Source organism: Halovenus anhuiensis (assembly GCF_037080055.1).
Taxonomy (GTDB): Archaea; Halobacteriota; Halobacteria; order Halobacteriales; family Haloarculaceae; genus Halovenus.
This window is the reverse complement of sequence record NZ_JBAOJI010000005.1, coordinates 181,999-206,849: the sequence shown is the minus strand read 5'-3', so window position 1 is coordinate 206,849 and position 24,851 is coordinate 181,999. Positions and strand designations below refer to the sequence as shown.

General features: G+C 61.9%; 18 protein-coding genes. 7 read left to right on the top strand and 11 right to left on the bottom strand.

Annotation, left to right across the window (positions count from 1 at the left end; all coding sequences use genetic code 11):
- Positions 1–253 precede the first annotated feature (253 nt).
- Positions 254–529, top strand: a complete 276-nt coding sequence (locus V8P86_RS18940; protein WP_442909404.1) for a DUF7521 family protein — start codon at positions 254–256, stop codon at positions 527–529.
- A gap of 296 nt (positions 530–825) precedes the next feature.
- Positions 826–3,681 carry a DEAD/DEAH box helicase gene (locus V8P86_RS13415; protein ID WP_336327785.1) on the top strand — a complete coding sequence of 952 codons (2,856 nt, stop codon included), beginning with the start codon at positions 826–828 and terminating at the stop codon, positions 3,679–3,681.
- Here the strand turns inward: V8P86_RS13415 and V8P86_RS13410 are convergent, their stop codons facing one another.
- On the bottom strand, positions 3,682–4,239 hold the full coding sequence (locus V8P86_RS13410) for an NUDIX hydrolase (protein WP_336327784.1): 558 nt from the start codon (positions 4,237–4,239) through the stop codon (positions 3,682–3,684).
- A 122-nt stretch (positions 4,240–4,361) separates the two neighbouring features.
- Here V8P86_RS13410 and V8P86_RS13405 point away from each other — a divergent pair, with 122 nt between their 5' ends.
- On the top strand, positions 4,362–4,796 hold the full coding sequence (locus V8P86_RS13405) for a hypothetical protein (protein ID WP_336327783.1): 435 nt from the start codon (positions 4,362–4,364) through the stop codon (positions 4,794–4,796).
- A gap of 3 nt (positions 4,797–4,799) precedes the next feature.
- Here the strand turns inward: V8P86_RS13405 and V8P86_RS13400 are convergent, their stop codons facing one another.
- Together V8P86_RS13400 and V8P86_RS13395 are read right to left on the bottom strand one after the other, a co-directional pair.
- Entirely contained in the window at positions 4,800–5,543 is a 744-nt protein-coding gene (locus tag V8P86_RS13400) for a P-loop NTPase (RefSeq protein WP_336327782.1), read from the bottom strand.
- 123 nt (positions 5,544–5,666) lie between these two features.
- Positions 5,667–6,116, bottom strand: coding sequence for a CBS domain-containing protein (locus V8P86_RS13395; protein WP_336327781.1), 450 nt, complete (start codon positions 6,114–6,116; stop codon positions 5,667–5,669).
- A gap of 323 nt (positions 6,117–6,439) precedes the next feature.
- Between V8P86_RS13395 and V8P86_RS13390 the strand changes: the two genes are divergently transcribed.
- Together V8P86_RS13390 and V8P86_RS13385 are read left to right on the top strand one after the other, a co-directional pair.
- Positions 6,440–8,131, top strand: coding sequence for an NAD(+)/NADH kinase (locus V8P86_RS13390; RefSeq protein WP_336327780.1), 1,692 nt, complete (start codon positions 6,440–6,442; stop codon positions 8,129–8,131).
- Between the two features lie 213 nt (positions 8,132–8,344).
- Complete coding sequence (locus V8P86_RS13385) at positions 8,345–11,224, top strand: GAF domain-containing protein (RefSeq protein ID WP_336327779.1); 2,880 nt, start codon at positions 8,345–8,347, stop codon at positions 11,222–11,224.
- Here the strand turns inward: V8P86_RS13385 and V8P86_RS13380 are convergent.
- Positions 11,221–11,934: a hypothetical protein gene (locus V8P86_RS13380; protein ID WP_336327778.1), complete on the bottom strand. Its 714-nt coding sequence runs from the start codon at positions 11,932–11,934 to the stop codon at positions 11,221–11,223. The genes V8P86_RS13385 and V8P86_RS13380 overlap by 4 nt on opposite strands.
- A 97-nt stretch (positions 11,935–12,031) precedes the next feature.
- Between V8P86_RS13380 and hisS the strand changes: the two genes are divergently transcribed.
- Positions 12,032–13,336, top strand: coding sequence for a histidine--tRNA ligase (gene hisS, locus V8P86_RS13375; RefSeq protein ID WP_336327777.1), 1,305 nt, complete (start codon positions 12,032–12,034; stop codon positions 13,334–13,336).
- Positions 13,337–13,341: 5 nt separating this feature from the next.
- Here hisS and V8P86_RS13370 read toward each other — a convergent pair whose 3' ends face one another.
- The 6 genes from V8P86_RS13370 to V8P86_RS13345 all read right to left on the bottom strand — a co-directional run bounded on the left by V8P86_RS13370 (position 13,342) and on the right by V8P86_RS13345 (position 20,111).
- Entirely contained in the window at positions 13,342–14,085 is a 744-nt protein-coding gene (locus V8P86_RS13370; RefSeq protein ID WP_336327776.1) for a bacteriorhodopsin, read from the bottom strand.
- Positions 14,085–15,650 (bottom strand): methyl-accepting chemotaxis protein, encoded by a 1,566-nt coding sequence (locus tag V8P86_RS13365; protein WP_336327775.1) that lies wholly within the window; start codon positions 15,648–15,650, stop codon positions 14,085–14,087. Before V8P86_RS13365 ends, V8P86_RS13370 begins: the two co-directional genes overlap by 1 nt.
- Positions 15,651–15,799: 149 nt before the next feature.
- A complete protein-coding gene (nadC, locus tag V8P86_RS13360) occupies positions 15,800–16,627 on the bottom strand; it encodes a carboxylating nicotinate-nucleotide diphosphorylase (protein ID WP_336327774.1) in 828 nt (275 codons plus the stop codon).
- Entirely contained in the window at positions 16,624–18,132 is a 1,509-nt protein-coding gene (locus tag V8P86_RS13355; RefSeq protein ID WP_336327773.1) for an L-aspartate oxidase, read from the bottom strand. Before V8P86_RS13355 ends, nadC begins: the two co-directional genes overlap by 4 nt.
- Positions 18,129–19,250, bottom strand: a complete 1,122-nt coding sequence (gene nadA / locus V8P86_RS13350) for a quinolinate synthase NadA (protein ID WP_336327842.1) — start codon at positions 19,248–19,250, stop codon at positions 18,129–18,131. Before nadA ends, V8P86_RS13355 begins: the two co-directional genes overlap by 4 nt.
- A 231-nt stretch (positions 19,251–19,481) precedes the next feature.
- Positions 19,482–20,111, bottom strand: a complete 630-nt coding sequence (locus V8P86_RS13345; RefSeq protein WP_336327772.1) for a TetR/AcrR family transcriptional regulator — start codon at positions 20,109–20,111, stop codon at positions 19,482–19,484.
- A gap of 143 nt (positions 20,112–20,254) precedes the next feature.
- On the opposite strand from V8P86_RS13345, the gene V8P86_RS13340 reads away from it, so the two are divergent.
- Positions 20,255–23,089: an efflux RND transporter permease subunit gene (locus V8P86_RS13340; RefSeq protein WP_336327771.1), complete on the top strand. Its 2,835-nt coding sequence runs from the start codon at positions 20,255–20,257 to the stop codon at positions 23,087–23,089.
- An 11-nt stretch (positions 23,090–23,100) separates the two neighbouring features.
- On the opposite strand, the gene V8P86_RS13335 is transcribed toward V8P86_RS13340, so the two are convergent.
- On the bottom strand, positions 23,101–24,810 hold the full coding sequence (locus tag V8P86_RS13335; protein ID WP_336327770.1) for a radical SAM protein: 1,710 nt from the start codon (positions 24,808–24,810) through the stop codon (positions 23,101–23,103).
- Positions 24,811–24,851 lie beyond the last annotated feature (41 nt).

The window sequence follows — 24,851 nt, the reverse complement described above, 5'->3', positions numbered from 1 at the left end:
CCTCATTATGATGGGTTTGAGATGCCTGGTTGGCGATCACTATTGTCACCTCTGCTCGGAGTATATGATAACCCCCGTAGAGTCCTCAGCAGTCAGTACTGACAGTATCAGCGTCGGGGTCCGTTCAAAAGACCAAACTCACGGTTGTCGTATTCAATATCGTTGTTGTGGACGTTCATTAAGTTCGTATCGGGAGCCTCTGCCGGACGCCTCTCGCTACAGGAGACTACAACACAATAGGGGTGTGAACTGAATGGTTGATGGCTGGGCAGTAGCGTTAACGAGTACTCGCATTATAGTATTGTTGCTCGGTATTCTGACGACAATAATCAGCTTCCGAGCGTATTATGAGCAAAGAGCCACGTATCTGCGGGATGCGACGATCGGCTTCGCTATTATGACAATCGGTGTCTTTGTAGAGGGGGCACTCTATCAACTGACCCCTATCGGGCTGACTCAGGTACATATCATCGAGTCGGTCGCGATTGGGTTCGGCTTCCTTGCCCTTCTCCGATCGTTCTTGCGTTGAGTCTCCAACTGGACAGTGAACCATGTCACGCCATTTTCTCCGAGAGTGCCCTCGGGAGCGAAAATGTGATACAAGTCCCTTGGAGGTCGTTGTCGCCGGTCTGCATTTCTCCGCCGATGCTGACAACGATCCGATAGAGAATCCAGAGGTCGATCCCCGTTGGGTGGATGAACCAGGCCTCTTCGTCCCGCTCAAAAAATCAGCAGATGAGCGTGCGAACTGTTCTATGACACCCTAGAAGCAGTCTACCGACTTGCTCCGACGCCCTTAATCCGCTCAGGGCCAACTAGAGGGTAATGAGTAACGGCGGCGCGAGTCACGCGCTCGAAGACGACGCGGCGGCCTTCAGCTTGCTCGGTACTGAGCTGCGAGATGCCCTCTCTGAGCGTGGGTTCGAGACGCCGACGGAGCCACAGCGCCGCGCGCTCCCGCCGCTGGTCGACGGCGAGAACGTCGTTGTCGTCGCGCCGACTGGCAGCGGCAAGACCGAGACCGCAATGTTGCCGGTCTTCGACGCCATCGTCGGCGAGGACACCTTCGGAATCAGCGCGCTGTACATCACGCCGCTGCGGGCGCTCAACCGCGACATGGAGGAACGCCTGGAGTGGTGGGGCCAGACGCTCGATATCGAGATTGACATCCGCCACGGCGACACGACCGATTACCAGCGCCAGAAACAGGCGAACAATCCGCCGGACGTGCTCGTGACGACGCCCGAGACGTTGCAAGCGATGTTCACCGGCGAGAAACTGCAGCGGGCGCTCGAAGACGTCGAACACGTCGTCGTCGACGAGATTCATGAACTCGCGGTCTCGAAACGCGGCGCACAGCTATCGATTGGACTGGAACACCTCAGAGAACTCGCCGGACCCTCCCAGCGGATCGGCCTCTCGGCGACGGTCAACGATCCCGACGAAATCGGCAAACTGCTTACTGGGGATCGAAAGTATACCGTCGCCGGCGTCGACATCGGAAGCGAACTCGACATCGACGTTCGCTGTCCCACCCCGACAGAACGGGACGAACAGATCGCCAGCGAACTCGTCACCGATCCCGAGATTGCGAGTCACGTCCGCGCCATCGACGAAATTATCGCCGAGAACGAGGCAACGCTGGTCTTCGTCAACACCCGCCAGACAGCCGAAGCAATTGGCTCCCGGCTGAAAGAGTATGGAACCAACATCGGGATCCACCACGGCTCGCTGGCCAAAGAGAAACGGATCGAGATCGAATCACAGTTCAAAAACGGCGAGATCGAGGGGCTGATGTGTACCTCCTCGATGGAACTGGGCATCGACGTGGGTCACGTCGATCACGTCGTCCAGTACAATAGCCCCCGGCAGGTGACGCGCCTGCTCCAGCGGATCGGCCGCGCTGGCCACCGCGAGGGCGCAATCTCAAGCGGAACGATCATCGCCAGCCACCCCGACGACGTGCTCGAATCGATCGTGATCGGCCACAGCGCACAGGACGGCCACGTCGAACCCGCTGCGATCCACCACGGCAGTCTGGATACCGTCGCCAACCAGATCGCCGGCCTCGTGATGGGCTTCGGCGAGATTCAGGCGATGCGTGCCTACGAGATTATAACGCGAGCGTACCCCTTCCAAGACCTCTCGCCCGAGCAGTTCAAACAGATCGTCCGCGAGATTGCCGACAACCGGATCGTCTGGTTAGAGGAGGAGGAAGACCGATTGGAGAAGCGCCGGGGAACGTGGCAGTACTTCTACCGGAATCTCTCGATGATCCCCGACGAAGCGACCTACGACGTGGAAGACGTGGCCAGCGGTCGGCAGGTCGGAACCCTCGACGAACGGTTCGTCGTCAACTTCGCCGAACCTGGCGAAATCTTCATCCAGGGTGGCGAGATGTGGCGGATCACCGAAGTCGACGAAGAGGAGGACGTGGTGACCGTCTCGCCAATCGAAGATCCCGCCGGTGAGGTGCCCTCCTGGACCGGTCAGGAGATTCCAGTCACGCGGCAGGTCGCCGAGCACGTCGGACAAGTCCGGGGCGTGGCGGGCACGCAACTCGACGCCGGCGGCAGCGAGGAGTCGGTCGCACGTGATCTCCAGCGACGATACGACTTCGACACGGAGACGATCACTGCCGGACTGGAACAACTCACTGATCAGGCCGAAACCGGCCACCCAGTCGCGACCGACGACCGAATCGTCGTCGAGTTCGGGGCTGGCTCGATCGTCGTCAACGCCTGTTTCGGCCACAAGATCAACGAGACACTCAGTCGCCTGCTCTCGGCCCTGTTGGGCCAGCGAACCGGGTCCAGCGTCGGGATGGAGGTCGACCCCTACCGGATCGAACTCGACGTGCCGCAGGGCATCTCGATGGCTGACGTGGAGGAGATCCTCCGCGAGACTGATCCCGACCACGTCCGCGGGCTGATTGAACTGAGCCTGAAAAACGCCGACGCGCTGAAATTTAAACTCGCACAGGTCGCCGCAACCTTCGGCGCGCTCAAACGCTGGCGGGGCAACGGCTCGACCGGATTCGGGAAGAGCCGACTACTCGATGCCCTCGAAGGCACCCCGGTCTACGACGAGGCGCTTCGGGAATTGATCCACGAAGAGCTATCCATCGAGGGCGCACAGGACGTGCTTCGCGGCGTTCAATCAGGGGAGATCGAAATCGAGACCGTTGGCGAGCACACGCCGGTCGGCATCGGCGGGCGCGGGTCGGGGACCGAACTCCTGACGCCGGAAAACGCCGACGCGAGCGTCATCGAGACGGTCAAAGAACGGTTGCAGGAAGATCGAGTGATTCTGTTCTGTCTGCACTGCCAGGAGTACGACCGGACCAAGCCGGTCAAGCGTGTCCGGGATCAGCCCAGTTGTCCGAACTGTGAGTCGACACAGATTGCTGCGTTGAATCCCTGGGCCGACGAGACTGTCGCGGCGGTGCGGGCTGACCAGAAGGACGACGAGCAGGAGAAACAGACCGAGCGCGCCTACAAAGCCGGGAGTCTGGTCCAGAGCCACGGCAAACAGGCCGTCATCGCGCTGGCGGCCCGCGGTGTCGGCCCGCGCAACGCTGCGCGGATTATCAACAAACTTCGCGAGAATGAAGACGACTTCTACCGAGATATTCTCTCACGGGAGCGCGAGTACGCCCGGACGCGGTCGTTCTGGGAGTAGTTACTTCACGTCCCGGCGCATCGCAATCTCGAACCACGGGCAGAGTCGCAGTTGACGGTACCACTGCGGGTTCTCGTGGAGTCGCTCGTAGGGCACCCACATCACGCCGCCCACTTCCTCGGGGTCGGGGTCGATGCTGGTGTCGTCGAGGGTGGCCTGCAAGACGGCACAGACTTCGTGTTCGACGCCAGCGTTCTCGTAGTAGCGTTTGTACTCGAAGCGGTCGGTGACTTCGAGGTCGTCGTACTGGTCGGGTTCGATCCCGAGTTCCTCTTCGAGTCGGACCGTCGCGGCCTCGACCTGTGATTGGCCCTCGACCGGGTGGGAGGCGACGGTGCCGTCCCAGTGGGTGTCCCAGAGGCGTTTGTCGGGGCTTCGCTGCGCGAGAAGAATGTGTCCGCGGTCGTCGAACAGAAGCGTCGTGAACGCTCGGTGGCGGATTCCATCGCCGGTGTGTGCATCTAGTCGGTTGACCATTCCCTGTTTGTTGTCGTCGGCGTCGACAGCGATCACGTCCTGCATCGCGTTCTCGTGATCGACATTTCCCTGACCAGTCATTACACATTCAATGCAGGAGGGGATTCATACCGTCTTCGTTTTTCCGGTCAGGCCCCCCGTTGGAGGAAACGGCTGACGACCGTCTGACGCACCTCTATTAGGGTCCGCTCGTGAATCGGCATATGAGCAGCGAGAGTCGAACGAACACCGAACCGACAGCCCACGAGGAGTGTACCTCCTGCGGGACGACACTCGGGGAGCGACGGCTCGCACTCCAGAGTTATCCCGAAGCCGAGGCGGGGTCGATTTCGGGGCTATCTGCCGGTGGACTCCTGTACTGTCCGGACTGTGGCTCCGAGCCGGTGGAACTCCTCGATAGCTGGAACGGCCACGACCAGCCACCAGTCGACGCGGACCGATCTATCGCCGCTGGCTATCGGGAGTCGGCCGAGCAGTGCAGTTTTTGTGCCGACGACCTCGACTCGGAGCCAGTCGTCGGCATCGAACTCTACCGCCGCCCCGGCGAGGAGTTGCCTGCGTACGCGAACTTCACACTCTGCGGGGACTGTCGAAGCGTCTTCGAGGAGTTTCTCGCAAACGTGAGCGCACAGCAGTAGCGCCTACTGGTCGATCCACTCGCGAGGGACGAGGTCGATGTCCTCGACTTCGCCGTCGTCGAAAAAGACCGGCGCAAGTTCGTCCGCGAGGTCGCGGTAGGCTTCGGCGGCCGGACTGTCCGGCGCTGTGGTGACCAGCGGCTCCGTCCCGACGGCCTCGGCATTCTCCGGGATCCCGCCCAGCAGCGGGAAGTCGAATTCGGCGTCGATATCGGCAATCGGCGTCTCTGTGGTCGCTCTAACGAGCAGCGCACCGAGAATCGGACTGTCGACCATCTCCGCGAGCGTGCCAGTTTTGCCGGTATCAGTCAGCGAAACGTGATCGGGTGTCGTCACGAGGATAACGCCGTCGGCCAGTTCCAGCGGGACCGTCGTCTCCGTGCTGAGCCCTGCCGCCGTATCGACGAGCACAACGTCGTGGGTTCGAGCGAGAGTATTGACGACCTTCGGGAGTTTGTTCGGGTCGGCCTCAGCATATGCGTCGAGGCTCGATTTGCCGGGGATGATCGTCACGCCGCCGGCATCAGTGAGCGTCTCGCTGATGGTCGCCGACCCCGCGAGGACGTCGTGAAGACACGTCTCGACATCGACGCCGAGTAACTCGGCGACGTTGGGCATCGCCAGATCCGCGTCGACGATAACCGTCTCGTAGCCGCGGTCGGCGAGGGCAGCACCCAGATTGATTGCTGTCGTCGTCTTCCCAACACCGCCGTTGCCTCCGGCGATCGTACACACGTAACCACCCATTGACTACTGCGAGGCGACGCGCGAATAAATATCTGTACACCCACGGCGATCCTCAGCCGGGAGATGGGACTTCTCGGGTGAGACTGGATCGACAAAAGGGAAACGCGACTGGGTGGCGACTGATCAGCCGTCGTAGTAATCGAAGCCGTCTCGCTCGTAGGCGGGCGAGGAACTTCGGATCGCGGTCGCGACGTGCTGGAGTTCCATACCGAGCAGGACGACCACGTCACTGATCGAAATAATACCGACGAGTTCCCCGTCCTCGACGACCGGAAGTCGGCGGATCCCCCGTTCCGACATGACTTCGACGGTGTCGTACATGCCCTCGTCGGCTTCGACGGTCGGAATGTCGCCGTCGATGAACTCCTCGACTGGCGTGTTCTCCGCGTCGAATTCGTCGTCGAGGACGGCACGGAGCAGGTCACGGGCCGTCACCAGGTCGAGTGGCTTGCCGTCGTCGACGATGACGAGTCCGGCGACCTCCTCCTCGTGAATCTTCCGTACAACGTCTGCGACGGGGGTATCTGGGGTGGCGGTGACAACGTTGGTCCGTGCGATGTCGATTACTGCCATATGCGTCACTTCTCAGGGGCCACCTACAATAGTTTCGTTTCAATCCTGATATGTCATAAACAAGAACCGGACCAGCTAGACTGGTCGGTTCCGGCCCGCTAGAAATGTACAAACGGCGTTTCGAAGCGGTGTGAACGCTAGAAAACTAAGCAAATGTTTATTTCGTCCGGATTGATCGGTTCCTTGTGGTCGCGGCGAATACTGACACAGTTTTCGCACCCAAGTCGCAAGAAAGCAGCCGGATAGGGTAGAACCTCGGAGACAGATACATAAAATACCCGGCAAAGTAACTATTAAAGGAGCCTCACACGTTCGTTATAGCAATGCATGGACGAAGACTCGCGACCACAGACAAGATAATCGTTCTCACGAGCCCGGATAGCGGGGAGCCGCTGGAGCGACTCCAGGACTGGGCGGCGGAGAAAGGAATCGATGTCGCAGTCGTCGAACTCGGTGAGGAGATCGGTGACGCCTACGATCCTGGTCGGGCGACGCTGGGTGTTACCCTCGGTGGTGACGGCACCTTCCTCGAAGGGATCAAGCTGTTCACGCCACTGGGCATCCCCCAGTTGGGTGTCAACGCGGGGTCGCTGGCGTTTCTCGCGCGTGTCGAGCTCGAAGAACTCGAAGCCGCACTCGACGAGGTCATTAGTGGCCGTGCCGAGGTCGACAGCCGGCAGAAACTCCACGTCGACGCACCCGGTGTCAACGCGACGGGGATCAACGACGTGATGCTCCAGCACGTTCCCCCAGAGAACCCCTTCGACCGGAAGATCACTCGACTCGATGTCTTTGTCGACGGCGAGTACGTCGGCCAATACGAGGGTACCGGCCTCTCCATCTCGACGCCGACCGGTTCGACCGGTGTTGCGCTCTCTGCGGGCGGTCCCATCCATATGCCGGGCGACAACCACACCCTGCAGATCACCCCGCTGCAGACCCACAGTATGGGTGTGCGACCGATGGTCGTCTCTGCGGATGCGGATATCAAAGTCGTCAGCCGAGAGCAGGCCAGCCTGCTGGTCGACGGCGGACGGGCCCACAAGATTCTCAGCGGCGGCGACGTGATCGACGTGACCGGCTCCGAGGAGCAGGCCCACGTCGTCCGAACGAGCTACGACGACCAGTTCATGACGGCGATGACCGAAAAGCTGAGTTGGGGTATCCGCGACGACCCCGACGGGCCGCGCGAACTGCTCGACGACGAATTCCCTGAAGAGGAACTGAGCGTCGTCGAGAAGGCCCGCGACGTAGCGACTGAGGCCGCCCGGAGCGCGGGTGAACCGCTCCGAGAACTGCACGGCCGCGTCGAAGACGTGACCGTCAAGACCGACAAATCCGATATCGTGACCGAGGCTGACCACCAGGCCAACAAGATCATCACGACGATCATCGAAAACGAATTCCCCGACCACAGCATCTTCTCGGAGGAAGCCGCCTTCCAGGAGGGAACGAGCGAGTACAAGTGGGTCATCGACCCCGTCGACGGCACGGGCAACTTCGCCCACGGCAACCCGCAGTACTCCATCTCCATCGGCCTGCTCGAAGACGACGAACCCGTGATGGGTGTCGTCTACGTCCCCGAAACCGACGAGATGTTCCACGCTGTCAAGGGCGGCGATGCCTACAAGGGCGACAAAAAGATCCACACCAGCGACCAGTCCGAACTCGACGAGAGCATGCTGCTCTCGGGCTGGGATCCGGACGGCGAGTTCCTCACTCACTTCTATCAGGAGACCCGCGGCGTGCGGGCGCTCGGCTCAGCGGCGCTCAGTCTCTGTTATCTCGCGAACGGCAGCGCAGAGGGTACCTGGGAGTACGGGACCTATCCGTGGGACGTGGCGGCGGGAGTCGTCATCGCCCGTGCCGCCGGTGCGAAAATCACCGACCGGCACGGTGAGGAGTACACCGTCGAGTTCGACTCAGACGAGCGCAAGGAACTGCTCGGCTCCAACGGCGAGGCACACGAGAACATCCTCGCACATCTACAGAAAAACGACGAACTGATGGACTGAAGGCGACGCCGAGACTGTTTTTCGTATTCTCCGGGAGACGCCGCCGGCACGGCAGACGAAACTGGGACAGCACCTGCTTCGGACGGCGTGGACGAAGAACTCGCCGACCCAATCCAGTCCGACAATTGACTGAGCGCGCTGGTTTCCGGCGGAACTGAGGACTGTGCAAGTGTTTATACTCACCCATACCTAATGAGTTAGTATCATTGAGCTATGAGCGAGGCGATCCAGGTGCGTATTGTCGGCGAGATGGCTGTATTGCGTGGGGAGATAGCAGGTGTACTGTCCGGGGACAACATACAGACCATCGAGAGTGAGTCCATCGCAGAGAGCGGGGGAGACTGTGTCGTTGTGGCGATGGACGATGCAGGGGGACTCCCTCCGGAACTCGGGGACTCGACGGCCCCGACAATCGTCTACGCACCCACGTCTGTGGATGCGGGCGAGATGTACGCGGCAGGTGCAACGGCGGTTATCAGACGTGACGGGGCCGGGAGTGAAACCGCACTCAGGCAGGCGGTGAAACGATCCGTCGGCCAGGAGAGAGCGATTGCGGCCGATGGCGGTCAGCAGGCCGAACCCGCGGAGTTTCCCCTGAAGAAACTCCACGATATCGCCGCCGACCGCGACCTCTCCCGGATGGCGAAAATCGACAAGTTGCTCGCCGCCGGGGCCGAGCAACTCGGCACCTCGAACGGTTTTCTCTCGCGGATCGACGACGACACGCAGGAGATTCTCGCGAGCGTCGGCGACCACCCGGAACTTTCGGTCGGTGACCGGACGCCGCTGTCGGAGACGTTCTGTCAGTACACCATCGCGGCGGGCGAACCGATGGCGGTCGAAGATGTGACCGAGAGCGAGACGGTCCCGGACAGACGCTCCGAACAGTGGGATCTCAAGTGTTACCTGGGCGCGCCGATCACCGTCAACGACGAGGAGTTCGGAACGGTCTGTTTCGTCGACAGCGAGCCGAAGAAGTCGAGTTTCGACGAACAGGACCGCCATTTCGCGGAGGTGCTGACTGACTGGATCGGCTATCTGCTCGAACAGCGGGCCTACGAGCGCGAACTCGACCAGCAGCGTGCATTCACCGAGAGCCTGATGGACAGCCTGCCCGATCCACTATTCGCAACGGACGATCTCGGCCGCCTCATCCGCTGGAACGACCGTTTCGAGGAACTCACCGCGAGCACAGAGATCGAGGGCAGAGAACCGGCCAACTTCGTCGTCGACGAGGACAGTGAACAGATCGCCGACGCCATCGACAGTGCGCTGGACGGCGAGGCCAGTGCCGTCGAAGCGACCATGCTGGTCGACGGTGAGAGACAGCACCCCTACGAGTTCTCGAACGCACCGCTACGGGACGATTCCGGCTCGATCAGCGGCGTGGCTACCGTCGGTCGAGATGTCACGGAACGGCAAGCCGCACAGGAGCAACTCGCCGGTATCCTGGACACGACTCGGTCGCTCATGCAGGCCCGCGACCGGGATCACGTCGCCGAAATTGCCGTCAACGCTGCCCAGGATCTCCTCGGATTCGATATTAGCGTCTTTCGGCTGTACAACAGCGATGCGGGAACACTCGAACCGACGGCAATGACCGAGGAAACCACCCCGGCACTGGGCGATCGGCCCGTCTACGACGTTGGCGAGGGCTACCCCGGCGAGGTGTTCGCGTCCGGTGAACCGCTCGTGATCGACGATCTGGACGCAGAGGAGGTGGCACCGGCGTTCGGCCCCGCCAAGTCGGTCATGTACTACCCGGTCGGCGTACACGGGACGATCAGTGTCTGTGCGACCGAACGGGACGCCTTCGACGAGCGGGATCAACAGATGCTCGCGCTGCTCGCGACCAGCGCCGCCGCAGCCTGCATGCGAGCCAAACGCGAGCAGGACGTTCGGGAGGCACAGGAACACACCGAGCGAGTGCTCGACCGGGTGAACGGACTCGTCCAGAACACCGTCGAAGTGCTCGTGCAGGCACAGACCCGCGACGAACTCGAAGCGGGCGTCGTCGACGAACTCGCTAACGCCGAGCCGTATTCTTTCGCGTGGATCGGCCAGCCTGACGTGGCGTCGGAGACGCTCAGTCCGTCGGCGTGGGCGGGCGACGCCTCGCTGCCGATCCAGGGTCGATCCTTCCCGCTGGCGGCGACCGACGAACCGGTCGGTGTCGCCTACCGGGACGAACAGCCACAGATTCTGACCGACCTCGCAGACGCCGAAACTGAACCGTGGGCGACTATCGTCGACGAAACGGAGATCAACTCGCTGCTTGCGATCCCGCTGGTCTACAAGGATGCCAATTACGGCGTGTTGACCGTCCTCGCCGAAGACGAGGACGCGCTGGACGAGCGTGAGCGAGTCGTCCTCGAATCGCTTGGTCGGGTGATTGCGAACGCGATCAACGCCATCGAACGCGGGCGGATTCTCGACGCGACCGAGATCATCGAACTCGAATTCTCGATTTCGGATCAGGAACTCCTCTTTAGTCGACTCTCCGGAGCAAGCGACTGCGTGATCGAATCGGCCGGCACAGATTACAGCTCCGACGGATCGATCCGGCTGTATCTCACCGCCCGCGGCGTCGATGCCGAGGAACTGGTCGCGCTCGCCGAGGACGACGTGGCCGTTCAGAGCGTGACCTGCATCGTCGATCACGAAGAGGAGTGTCTGCTGGAACTGACTGTCGAGGATTCCCTGCTCGCGACACTGACCGAGTACGGCGCCGTTCCGCGGGAAGTGACCGCCGAACACGGAACGGCTCGGTTCATCGTCGAACTCCCATACGAGGCCGAAGCGCGGGATCTGTTCGAACTCGTCGAAGACCAGTATCCGAGCACGGAACTGCTCGGCTACCACGAGCGCGAACGCCCCGTCGAGACGCGGCAGGAGTTCAGAGCCGCGCTGAGCGAGCGATTCACCGACCGGCAGGAGACGGCGCTCCGCACTGCGTATCTCGGCGGCTTCTTCGACTGGCCGCGAGAGGTCGACGGCAACGAACTCGCCGAAGCGATGGATATCTCCCGGCCGACCTACCACCAACATCTCCGCTCCGCACAGAAGAAAGTCTTCGACGAACTGTTCGATTAGGCCCCTGTGAGTTCGAGTTCGATCTCGAACCAGTTCGTGCCTGCTTCGTCGGCCGGAAGGCCAAGTTGTCCGTCGACGAGGAAATTTCCAGTCGAATCTTCGATCGTGAATTCGTTATCGACCAGCGTCGCAGTCAGCGGTTCTTCCTCGAAGTTCGTTTCGCCTTCGAGAGTGCCGCTTTGTTCCGACGTTGCTTCGATGTCGAAGCTGAACTGCGTGTCGAGTTCTTCGATGACGACACGAATCTTGCCGCTTGCGGTCATTCGCTCCTCGGAGACTCGGCCGGTCAACCCGTCGGGGAGTTCGAGAGACACGTCGGTCGTGATCGGATCGTCGATTCGGACCGTCGGAAACTCCGCCTTGGTGGACTCCCAACTGCCGTCGTCGGCGACCGTCGCTTCGAGCGTCGACACTTCTGCTCCCTCCGGGAGCACGAATCCCGCATCGCGCGCCTCTGAACGGCTATCGGTATCTTCGTCGATGGCGAGAAACCCACCATGTGTGGTGGCCGAAAATGTATCCGCAAACAACGGCTGTTCGTCCGCCCCGTCGTCTCGCTCATCTCTGTCCTCGGGTGCATCTGTCTCGTTGTTCGGGGCATCCGTGGTATTTTCGTCCGAGCCCTCGTCCGGTTCGTTGTCACCGAGACAGCCCGCAATCGTCGAGGTCACAACAGTCCCGGCGATCCCGAGAAGCGTTCGGCGTTTCATTGCACCAGATGACAGCCCCACCGGCCATGAACCTGACGGTTAGGTTACTCGTCCGCAGAGAGAAGCTTTCAAGCGGGTGGTTGCCGAATCCATTGTCATGTACGACCGGATCAAGGGATTTCGTGATTTCTATCCAGAAGAAATGCAGTCCCGCAGGCAAGTGATGGACACCGTCGAGTCTGTCGCCCGACGCCACGGCTTCCGCGAAATCGGAACGCCAGCGCTCGAATCGGCCGAGATGTACGCCGACAAGAGCGGCGAAGAAATCCTCGAAGAACTCTATTCCTTCGAGGACAGGGGCGGTCGACAGGTCGCGCTCACTCCGGAACTCACGCCGACAGTGGCGCGGATGGTCGTCGCCCGCCAGCAGGAACTCTCGAAGCCAATCAAGTGGATGTCGACGCGGCCGTTCTGGCGCTACGAACAGGTCCAGCAGGGCCGATTCCGGGAGTTCTACCAGACCAACATCGACATCTTCGGCTCCTCGGAACCGACGGCCGACGCCGAGGTGCTCGCCGTCGCCGCCAACGCCCTCACCGAACTCGGACTCACCGGCGAGGACTTCGATTTCCGTGTCTCCCACCGCGATATTCTCGGCGGCCTCCTCGATTCCTTCGAGGGCGTCATCGACACAGAGGAGGCGATTCGAGCAGTCGACAAGCGGGCTAAAGTCGACGCCGACGAATACACCGAACTGTTGCAGGACGCCGGACTCACCACGAGTCAGATCGACGATTTCGACGCGCTGCTGGAAACCGACGAGGATGGGCTCGACGAACTCGTCGACTTTGCAGGGACGGACCGCGTGGAGGCGGCCGTCGAGAATCTGCAAGCAGTGCTGGATGCGACAGCAGATCTGGGCGTGCGGGAGTACTGCACGCTCTCGCTGACGACCGCCCGAGGGCTGGATTACTACACGGGCGTCGTCTTCGAATGCTTCGACTCGACGGGCGAAGTCTCCCGGTCGGTCTTCGGCGGCGGCCGCTACGACGACCTGATCGAGGGCTTCGGCGGCCAGCCCACCCCTGCGGTTGGGTTCGCGCCGGGCTACGCCACGCTCAGTCTGCTCTGCCAGCGCGCGGGCATCTGGCCGGAAGAAGAACTCTCGACGGATTACTACGTCCTACAGGTCGGGGACACCCGAGACGTGGCATCTCGGATCGCTCGCGAACTCCGGGCAAACGGACATATCGTCGAATCGGACGTTGCGGGTCGATCCTTCGGCGCACAGTTGGATTACGCCGACAGCATCAACGCCGAAACGGTCGTCATCGTCGGTGAGCAGGATCTCGAAAACGACGAGGTGACGCTCAAAGAGATGGACAGCGGCGACCAAGTGGCAGTTCCGGTCGACTCCTTCCCGGGCGAACACGACGCGCCGACGTTCGAGGACTTCGAGTAGCCGACTCAGTCCGCCGCCGTCACAGCCTCGTCCGCGTCGATTGTCTCGTCGGTGGCGGCGTCGTCGGCGCTGATCGGATCGGCAGCGAAGCAGGCGCGGTCACTCCAGACGAAGTAGACGTACGGCGTTTTCGCGACAAGATCGATATACGCGATAACCATCGCCGTCCCGACCGCCGAGACGTAGCCGAGTCCCGCCGGACTGGCAACCCACAGGGCGGGGTACGCCAGCCAGAGCAGTCCGACGTGATTCTGCAGGACTTTGAACAGTCGGTATCGTTCGCGGTTCTCGCGGGCGTACCGCGGGAAGACTACGTAGAGAATTGCCAACAGGACGACGTGGAACCCGCCGGAGATGGCGAAGCCGATCCAGGTGGCGAGTCCGGTCGCCAGCGTTGCAGCGAGACCCACGGAGATCATCAATGCGTCCGCGGCACCGACGCCGATGATCCACTTCCGGGGCGCACCGGCGACGTAGCCGACGTAGCCGACCAGAAGCGGTGTCGTGACGATCCAGTCGAGATACCGGAACAGGTAGACTTCGTTGCCGCCGACAGTGACGACGCCGATTTCGGCCGCCATCAGAATGTACGAGAACGCTGCGAACCCGGGGATGATGAACAGCCAGGCGAACTTCCCTCGCGAGGCTTCGACCCGGTCGCTTTGCATCAGCGCGTAGACGATGCCGACGCCGGCGAGCAGTCCTAGCGCGCTGATAGCGTACGAAACCGTGATCGCCAGTTCTGCCATTATCGCTCACCTCCGTCGGAGACGACCGTCGAGTTCGGTGTGTGCGCCTCGTCGAGGCGGAACCGGGAGAGTTCGGTCACGAGATCCTCGGCGTTGCGCTCGAACTCGTCCAGCGTCTCGGCAATCGACTCGAATCGGCTCCGCTGACTCTCGATGGAGTCGGCGACCGTCCCCGCAGTCGACTCCGCTTCCCGGCTGATCTCTGAGACCTCGTCGATCGCAGCCGCGGTCTGCTGGACCGTTTGGGCCTGATCGCCGGTCGCGTCGCTGATCTCAGCGATACCGTTGTCGATCTCCTCTGTCGCATCGGCGATGGTGTCGATCTCACGGAGTGCCGACTCGACGGTATCGGTCCCGCGGTCGACGCGCTCGCGGGTCGACCGAACCGACTCGGCGGCGTCGGCGGTCTCCGCGCGAACCTCCTCGACCATTCGTGAGATCTCTTCTGCCCGTTCGCGGGTCTCTTCGGCGAGGCTTTTGACCTCGTCGGCGACGACGGCGAACCCGTCCCCGGCGTCGCTACCCGCATCACCGCCGGCTCGAGCGGCCTCGATAGAGGCGTTCAACGCGAGCATGTTCGTCTGGTCGGCGATTTCGTTGATCACTTCGACAATTTCGGTGATCTCTTCGGTACTGTCGGTCAGCGACTCGATCTGTTCGACCGCCTCGGCGGTCTCTTCCTCGATGGCTTCCATCTCCTCGATGGCTTCGTTCGCGGCCGTGCGTGCCTCCTGACTCGCCGCCGTTGCGCTGTCACTCGTCGCAGACAGATCGTCGGTCGTCGCCGCAATCTGCTGGGCGGCGGCCGACATATCGTCGATGTCCTGCGCGACCGCCTCCAGTCGCTCACGCTGTTCTTTCGAGTCCGCCGCGATGTCGCCGGTCGTCTCGACGGCCCGGTCGACCGTCGATTCCGCCTCGTCGGTCAGCCGAACGAGTTCGTCGGCGTCGCGCTGAATATCACCGGCGAAGGCGTTGACTGCCGACAGTGCTGTTTCGAGGTCTTCCATCGTGTTGTTGAACTCCCGACCGATGGTCTCCATCGCGTCGTGTTCGGTGTCCACGTCGATCCGCGTCGAGAGATCACCGTCGGCGGCCTGTTGCATCGCCTGTGCGTATCGCTGGGCCGTTCGCTGGTAGGCCTCGGCGAGTTCTGTCGCCTCTTGCTCGGCCTCTTCAGCCTCTTGGAGTGCCTGTTCAGCCCGTTGCTGTTCGTTCTGCGCCTCAGCACGAGCCTTTTCGACTGTGCCGATCTGTTCAGCCAGTGAGTTACGCATCACGTCGATAGCGTCGTAGAGACGACCGAACTCGTCGGTCCGACTCGATCTGAGCTCCGTATCGAGATTCCCCTCGGCAATCGACTTCGACAGCCGTTCGAGTTCGACGACCGAGGCAATCGTATTCGTTCCGGTGACGGAACCAAGTGCCAGCAACCCTGCCCACGTCATCATAATCGTTGCCGCTGCACTTCCCGTTACGAGTCCAACAGCGGTTACCATCCCGCCTGTGATCGCGTATCCCAAAACGAGTTTAATTCCGTACGAACTTCGTATCGGGTTTGACATGTAAGAGTGTATGCTGTTCCACGAATAAACGTTCGCAAGCAGTTATTATGTCTGATAACCGCAATACTCCGAATCCACAGAGATTAGGAGAAGAATGATAGACTTATGATAACAAAACGGTTGGTCGTCGAGCGGAAATCGATCAGCAGTCAGGAATCGCCAGTTCGGAAGGAGTAATCGAGCGTGTGAGCCGAGTGTGTCAACGATCCCATCGAGATGATGTCGACACCGGTTCGGGCGTAGGCGGGAACGTCATCGACGGTGATACCGCCGCTGGCCTCGGCGAGGGTGTCTGCTGGCAGCAGGTCTGTTCCGCGAGCAGTGTCCTCCGGCGAGAGGTTGTCGAGGAGCACAATATCAGCACCGGCCTCGGCCGCCCGCGGTCCCTCTTCTGGCCGTTCGACCTCGACTTCGATTTTCGTGGCGAAAGAGGTTCGCTCGCGGAAGTGTGCGATGGCTTCGTCCATCCCCATCTCCGCGATGTGGTTGTCCTTGACCATCACCATATGTGAGAGGTCGAGGCGATGGGTGTCGCCACCACCCGCAGCGACGGCGCGTTTCTCGATTCCCCGGAGACCGGGCGTCGTCTTTCGTGTGCCGGCGATCCGTGGTGGGTCGATACCGGCCGACTGTACCGCGTCCTCGGCGGCATCGACAGCCTCGCGCGTTCGCGTCGCGACACCGGAGGCGTGACCTGCGATGTTGACCGCAACGCGTTCGCCGCGAAGAACCGCTCGCGCGGAGCCAGACACTCGAAGGACAGTGTCACCGGCCTCGATTCGGTCACCCGCCTCGACGAGTGGTTCGGCGTCGACATCGAGATACGAAAAGACGGCTTCTGCGGCGTCGAGTCCGGCTGCCACGCCGGATTCCTTGGCGACGAGTCGCCCCTCGGTGTCACCGGGGACGTGGTTGGTCACGTCGTGGTGGCCGAGATCCTCTTCGAGCCAGCGTTCGACCTGACTCGTCGGGATCATTGTTCGGCGGCTGATTCGACCGCCTCGCTCTCGTCCTCCTCGACGAGGTAGTGACAGCCGACCGACCGCTCGTTCTCGGCGGCCGCCCGCGAGATGAGCAGCGAGACGACCGACGCCGACCGGAGTTCGTACAGCGACCGCGAGGTCCGCGTTCGGACGTAGGCATCGACCTCGCCTTTGAGTCGGCGGAGGACAGACTGCGAGCGTTTGAGACCGCTTGGCGTCCGTTCGATGCCGACCATCTCGTCCATCACGCGGCGCAGGCGGCGGAACTTGTCACGTGCGAAGTTGCCGGGCAGGTCGGGGTCACGTTCGAGCAACTCCGGCGGTTCGATCCGGTCGATATCGTTGCCGACGGCGTCCTCGCCGGCGCGCTGGCCCCAGACCAACCCCTCCAAGAGGGAGGTGCTGGCCAGCCGGTTCGCGCCGTGGACGCCGGTTCGGGCGCACTCCCCGACGGCGTAGAGGTTGTCGAGTGTGGTTCGGCCACGGTCGTCGACGACGACGCCGCCACAGAGGAAGTGCTGGGCGGGGGCGATTGGAATCCCCTCGGCCCAGTCGACGCCGTGGTCGGCACATTTCTCTGCGAGGTCCGGGAACTCGGCTTCGAAGTCGAGATCCGACACGTCGAGTGTCACCTCGCCGGTCTCCTCGCGTTCGGTTTTGACCGCTCGGGCGACGACATCCCGCGGTGCGAGTTCGGCGTCCTCGTGGTACTCGGGCATGAACCGCTCGCCGTCGCCGTTTCTGAGGAGTCCGCCCTCGCCGCGGACCGCCTCGCTGATCAGGAAGGTTCCCGAACCGGTGTGACACGCGGTCGGGTGGAACTGAACGTACTCCATGTCGTCGACATCGGCACCCGCGAGCGCCGCCATCGCGATACCGTCACCGGTCGCCGTGTCAGGGTTGGTCGAGCGAGGGTACAGCGCACCGATGCCGCCGGTTGCGAGGATGGTCGACCCGGCAAAGGTCGGCGCCCACTCGCCATCCTGTTCGAGAATCGCACCGTAGACCTGGCCCTCGTGGCGGATCAGTTCGAGCGCCGCCGTATCTTCAAGCACCGTGATATCGGTCTCGTCGGCGACGTAGTTCAAAAAGGGGACGTGGATATGCTTGCCAGTCTCGGCGTTGACGTGGAGGATACGCGGCTCGTCGTGGGCAGCCTCCTGTCCGAAATCGTATCCCTCGCCGTTGGTATCGAACTCGATCCCGACGGTATCGACGAGCACGTCAGTGACCGTTTCCGTCGCATTCTCGACGAGCACCTCGATTGCTTCGGGGTCGGCAGTGCCGGCGGAGGCGTCGAGGATATCCTGTTTGAACTGCTCGGGGTCGTCGCGGGTAACGGCGATGCCGCCTTGGGCCCACCACGTCGAGGCCTGTTCCGGTCGCTCGGCCTTCGTGGCGAGGGTCACGTCCGCGCCTGCTTGATCGGCCGCCAGCGCCGCCGAGAGACCGGCGATCCCTGTGCCGACGACGAGGACATCTGTTTCGCGTTCGTTCATATTTCGAGCATGCGGTCGAGTGCGACCTGCGCGAGTTCTTTCTCTTCGGGCGCGACGTCGATGACGTTGCGCTCGCGGCCCTCGGTCAGTTCTTCGAGCACCCAGGCCAGGTAGTTCGGATCGATCTGGCGCATCGCGTTGCAGTCCATACACGCATCGCCACAGAGCGGCACAACGTTGACCTCGGGATGCCAGCGATTCAGGTGGTTCGTCAGGTGAATCTCGGTGCCGATGGCCCACGTATCGCCGGGATCTGCCTCCTCGACAGTCTGGCAAATCGTCGACGTAGAGCCGACAACATCTGCGGCTTCGACGACCTCACGTCGGCATTCGGGGTGAACGACGACGTTCGCGTCCGGGTAGTCCTCTCGTACCTGCTCGATGTGGTCGGGACGGAACCGCTCGTGGACCTGACAGTAGCCCTCCCAGAGGATGATGTCGTTATCGACGACCTTGCTCGTGTCCTTGCTCTCGGGGTCCCACGGGTCCCACTCGACAGTTTCGTCTTCCATGCCGAGACGGTGGGCCGTATTCTCTCCGAGGTGTTTGTCGGGGAGAAAGAGAACCTTGTCACCCTTGTCGAAGGCGTACTCGAAGGCCTTGTGGGCGTTCGAGGAGGTGCAGACCAGACCGCCCTGCTCGGCGCAGAAGGCCTTCAGGTCTGCGTAGGAGTTCATGTACGTGATCGGGATGATGTTCTCGTCGGTCTCGGCGGTAATCTCCGCCCAGGCGTCGTCCACTTGCAGGGCTTCGGCCATCCCCGCCATCGGACAGGACGCTTCCATGCTCGGCAGGATCACCGTCTGGTCGTCGTCGGTGATTATGTCGGCCGACTCGGCCATGAACGTCACGCCGCCGAAGATCACGTACTCGGCGTCGGCGTTGGCGGCCTCCTTGCTCAGTTGGTAGGAGTCGCCGACGAAATCGGCGTGTTCGACGATTTCTCGGCGCTGGTAGTTGTGGCCCAGGATCACCACGTCGTCACCGAGTTCCGCCAGCGCGGCCTCGATGCGCTCGGTGCGCTCGTCTTCGTCGAGATCGCGGTAGTGGGCCGGCAACTGCTCCAGATTGTCGTATTTGAAAAGGCTCAGGTCAGTCTCGAACGCCGCAGTTTCCATCTCTGGCACACTGTGTCACCTTGTGATTAGTCTATAAGAGATCGTCTTTGAAAAGATTTTGTATTCAATAAGCCGAAAGCGTAGCTAAGGATATTCAGTTCGAGATATTGATTGAAAAATTCTTGCAAATAACCCACACCCAGTGGCGGAACGCTTGCGTTTCTGTATTCCAACTGCTGATTGTTCTTAAATGTTTTTAATTATACAGGGATCGGGAGACGAGAGGAGTCCTCAGTCGTCGGTTTTGAGCGTTTCGAGGTAGGCGTCGAGCATCTCCCGTGCGTGTCCAAGCCACTCAGTCTCGGACCCGGTCGAGCGGAGATAGAGCCCACCTTCGAGCATGACGTACAGTGTTGCGGCCACGTGATCCGGGTTGACATCCTTGAGAGTCCCTTCTTCGACTCCTTGTTCGATCAGCGTGGCGAGTCGTTTGCGGGCCATCCGATCGACAGTATCGAAGTACTCCTTGATTTCGGGATTGCGAGCGGCCTGCATACGGAGTCCGAGATAGACACAGTCCAGCCCCTCCGGCCTGATGTCGTCGAGGGTGATCCCGTTGGCTGTCTCCCCCAAAAAAACGAGATCCAGCGACCACTCCAGCCTCGTGACGGGATCACCCGCTGGATCCAGCAGAATTTCTTCCATATACCACTCCAGGAGTTCCCGCGCGTACTCCATCAGTAGGTGCTGTTTGTCGTCGAAATGGTGGTAGATCGTGGATTTACTCAGCGTCGCCTCGTCGGCGATCTGCTGAATCGAAAGATCGGAGAAGCCGTGTTCGATGTGCGCAACGTAGGTCGCACGGAAGATCTCTTCCCTGCTCGTGGCCGAGTCGGCGAACGGTTCCGCTGGAAGGGACATGCTGACCGACTATTCGGTCGGTTCGTACTTAAATCACCGACTGAGTCGATTGAGTGGACAGTGTCCATTAGTTTTTTAACCTGACCGAATGTTCGTTCGAGTATGCAACCGAACGTTCGTTCGGGAACGGCGGTGATGCAGTCGTGAGTATCGAACGCCTCGTGGCAGGAATCAGCCGGCACAGACGGCTCCTGATCGTGCTGTTTCTGGCGCTGACTGGTGGGTTCGCTGTCAGTGCAACGACGGTCGAACAGACCGAGGGATTCGGTGGGTTCCAGACCGAAAGCGAAGCCTCGGATGCTCTGAACTACATCGAGGGGAACTTCTCGGCGGAAGCGAACGCGACGACTGCGCAGGTAATCATCCGAGGCGAGAACGTTCTCGACCGCGAGACGCTGACGGAGACACTCGCCTACCAGCAGGATCTTCGCCGAAACGAGACCGTCAACGCGACACTCACTGACGACCCCTTCGGCTCCGTCGCGAACGCGGTGGCGGTCGCGGCGATCCAGCGCGAGCGAGGACAGCAGCTGAGAACCCGACAGCAGCGGTTGAACGAAACGGAGCGGGAACTGTCGGCGGCCCTCGATAGCATTCGGGCGGGAGACCACTCCATCGAGACGGAGTTCGCGGGAGTCCGTGCGAATACGACTGTCGAATTCTCGGACCGACAGGTCGAGACGTTCACTGACGCCGCCCGGTCGCTCCGGACCGCGGAAAACGAGTCGGCGATCACGGCGGCATATCGGCAGGGAACCGTCGGCGTGCTCGCCCCCGAGTACGAACGCCTCGACGAGCGGCGTCAGCGGCTCGATTCCGGACTCGATCCTTCACTGGCGGACCAACGTCGACAGCTCTCCGAGATGGACGATACAGAGATCGAACAACTCGTCTCGACAGTTCTGGACGCTGAGAACAACGAACTGCTGTCGTTGATGCCCTCGGGATACGAGCCCGGAGAGACGGAGGCGGAAGCGACGGCACTGCTGGTCACGCAGGACACCGGCGGGGAGTACATCGCCCCAGATACCGCGCCCGACTCGATTATCGACGCCCAGTACGAGATGCGAGCGATCGGCGAGCAGCGATCGGGGGAATATCTGGTCTTCGGGAGCGGGATCACGGCAAACGAGATCAATAGTGCGATCAGCGATAGCCTCTCGGTCGTCGGTCCGCTGGCGCTTCTGTTCGTGATGGTCGTGCTGACGATTGCTTACCGCGATCCGGTCGACATCCTGCTCGGATTCGGCGGCATCGTGGCAGTGCTCATCTGGACGATCGGCTTCATGGGGCTGGCGAACATCGAGTTCAGCCAGATATTCATCGCCGTCCCGGTGTTGTTGATCGGTCTCTCGATCGATTACGCGATCCACGTCTTCATGCGCGGTCGTGAGGCCCGAACCGGGACCGAGCGATCGGTTGAAGAAGCGATGTTCACGGGGCTTGCGGCGGTCGGCTTCGCGCTCGTGTTGGTCACGGTCACCGCGGCCGCCGGCTTCCTCTCGAACGTCGTCAGCCCGTTGCCGCCGATCCGGAAGTTCGGGATCGTCAACGCCTTCGGCATCGTCGCCGCGCTCTGCCTGTTCGGGGTGCTCGTGCCGGCGCTGAAAGTCGAGATCGACACCGCACTCGAACGGCACGGAATCGACCGTCAAAAGAGCGCCTTCGGGACCAGCGGCCTGCTCGAACCGGTGATGCGGACAGGCGAGATTCTCGCACGGCGCGGACCCGCTGTCGTTCTCGCGGTCGTGTTGGTGATCAGCCTCGCCGGCGCCTACGGCGGGACGCAGGTCGATACGACCTTCGACACCGACGAGTTCATGCCCGACGAGCCGCCGCGCTGGACCGACAACCTCCCCGACTCGCTCCAGCCAGCGGAGTACTCGGCGAAAAGTACCATCGAGTATCTCGACGAGACCTTCCTCAGACAGAGCAAACAGGCGCAGATACTCGTCGAAGGCGATCCGACAGATCCCGCGTTCCTCGAAGCGGTCCATACCGGAGAGCAACGGGCGGCGAACACGACGACGACTGCGGAACTCCCGAACGGTGCGCGCGCCGTTCAGGGGCCGGTCGAGACGATGCAGCAGGTGGCAGCCACCGACGCGCAGTTCAACGAGACGTTCACCGCGGCGGATACGGACGGCGACGGCGTCCCGGAAGAGAACCTGACGGCGGTCTACGACGCGCTGTTCGACGCGGACGAGGGGGCAGCGACAGTGCTCCACCGCGCCGACGGTGAGTACGAGTCGGCGCGGATCATCACCGTCGCGAACGGCGACGCGACCCAGGGAGAGATCACGGAGGAGATGCGGGCCGTCGCAACTGCGGTCGAGAGCGAGGAGACGACGGCGACGGCGACCGGGCAGCAGACCGTCCTCAACTACATCATCGAACAGAATATCCTCGAAACGGTCGTCCAGAGTCTTCTGGCGACGTTACTTTCGGTCGGGCTGCTCCTGATGGTCGTCTATCGGCTGACCGAGGGTAGCGCTACGCTCGGTCTCGTCACTACCGCGCCCGTCGTCCTAGCGTTGAGTTGGGTCCTCGGGACGATGTACGTCCTCGGGATCGGCTTCAACTCGATCACCGGAATGATCACCAGCCTCACCATCGGGCTGGGAGTCGCCTACAGTATCCACGTGAGCCAGCGGTATCGGCAGGAACTCGATCAAAGAGAGTCCGTCTGGGAGGCGCTCCGGACGACGGTGACCGGCACCGGCGGTGCGCTGCTGGGGAGTGCAGCGACGACAGCCGGCGGCTTCGGGGTACTCATGCTCGCGTTCTTGCCGTCGCTCCAGCAGTTCGGATTCATTACGGCGATTTCGATCCTCTATGCTTTCCTCGCGAGCGTGCTCGTCTTGCCGACGCTGCTCGTCGTCTGGACGCGTCTGGCTGGTCCAAAGTGGGCCCGGACAGAGTTGCGCACGAGGGCAACGAGTGCGGAATCGGTGCCAGATCCGTCTGACGACGACTGATCCAGCCCCGTTCAGTTCTCCGCGGAAAAAGTCGTGACGAACTTCGAGAGTCCCTCGACCTCCGGGATGGAGTCGTACGGTCGATCCACGACGAGATCACCGGCCGTCTGGCTGCCGACACCCGGAATCGCTTGCAGTTCGTCCATCGAGGCGCTGTTGACATCCAGCGGGTAGGGGACGCCCGTGATCGAGCGATAGCCGTGGTCGGTCACCGCCACGTCGACGATCTCGCCGAGCGGTCGCTCGCCCGGAATCGCGACCAGCAGCGGGTAGGTCCCGAGTTGGCGACCGAAGGTCTTGCCGTCCTGGTGGTACTCCAGATGGACGTCCTCCAGCACAGTGCCGGGCGGCGCGACGCGCTTCAGCATCGGGTTGTCGATCTCCTCGCGGATCTCCTGTTTGTACTGCTTGAACAGTTTCTTGTGGTCGTGAGCGATCTCCGCGCCAGTCTCAGACATCTCGGTGCCCTCGAAGGCCATCACCTGCCGGATGTTGATCCGTCGCAGCATCAGCCCCTCGTCGTAGACGCGCTGGAGGAACTCCCGGTTGTGCCTGAACGACTCCTTGCGTTCACCCATGAGGCCGTGGACGAGGTTGATCCCCGGCAGGAGTTTCGGAAGCCGCTGAGCAGCGTCGGAGCCGAAATTCGGTGCCGTGTCGGGGTCACCACCCGGCCGCCAGCCACCCTCCTCGTTGACGATTTTCACCGCCTCGAAACACTCCTCGGCGGAGACGTTGAGGTTGTTCTGTTCCTGTACCACCGGGTCGGCCGATTCCAGGCCGAACGCCGCGGTGTCGCCGGGCGTGTTGTGCTCGGCGATGATCCGGATGCCCTCGCGGGATTTCTCCGGCCACCGGACGATGGTGATCGGGTTCATATTGTCCAAATGCAGCGTCCGGAGGTCCGGAACCACCTCACGGATCCCAGTGTACAGTTCTCGGAGTGCCTCGGGATTCGGGGCTTCGCCGTCCCCGCCGTAAGCGAGAATATCGGCCTGTCGACCGAGGCGGAAGTCCCGGACGCCGTGGTCGGCGAGCGCTTCGACTTCGCCGACGACGGAGTCAGGTTGGCGGAAACTCGGATCCGCGCCGTAGAGCGGTTCCGTACAGAACGAACAGCGGTACGGACAGCCACGGGAGGTCTCCATCTCGCAGATCAGATACTCGGGATGGTTGGGATGCTGTTCGACGACGAAAGCCCCCTGCTGGGCCCAGCGAGTGATCTCCTCGTTGTCTCGCATCCGGTTGCCGAAGCCTTCCATCCCGCCGTGGACCAGATCGTAGGCTGCGGCCTCGATATCACCCTTGGCGACGAAATCGTAATCCAGATCGTCGCGTTCCATATCCTGTGCGCCCTCGTTCGAGTCGCCGACGCCGAAGCGGACCGGTCCGCCCATCAGCGTCGTTCCCTCGGCGGTCCAGGCCAGCCGTTTGACCTCGTCAGGTTCGGCGGGCGTCCCGCCGACGTACTTGCCGGGGACGGTCATCCCGCCGACGTAGATCATGAGGTCGGCCTCTTCGACCTGCTGCCAGCGCGCGCGTTCCTCCCGGAGGGCGTCGATGGTGAGATAGGTGATCGATTCCTCGTCGACCCCGGCGTCGACCAGCGCCCCGGCAGTGTACCGAGGGTACGTGGAAATGTACGGCGGCACGCCGAAGTGTGCCGGCTCGTCGACGTAGCCGTCGACGATTGTCACGTCGAGAGTAGCCGGGTCTTGCATGCCACAGCGTACCCGTTCGATCCTCAAAACCTCCTCGGTCG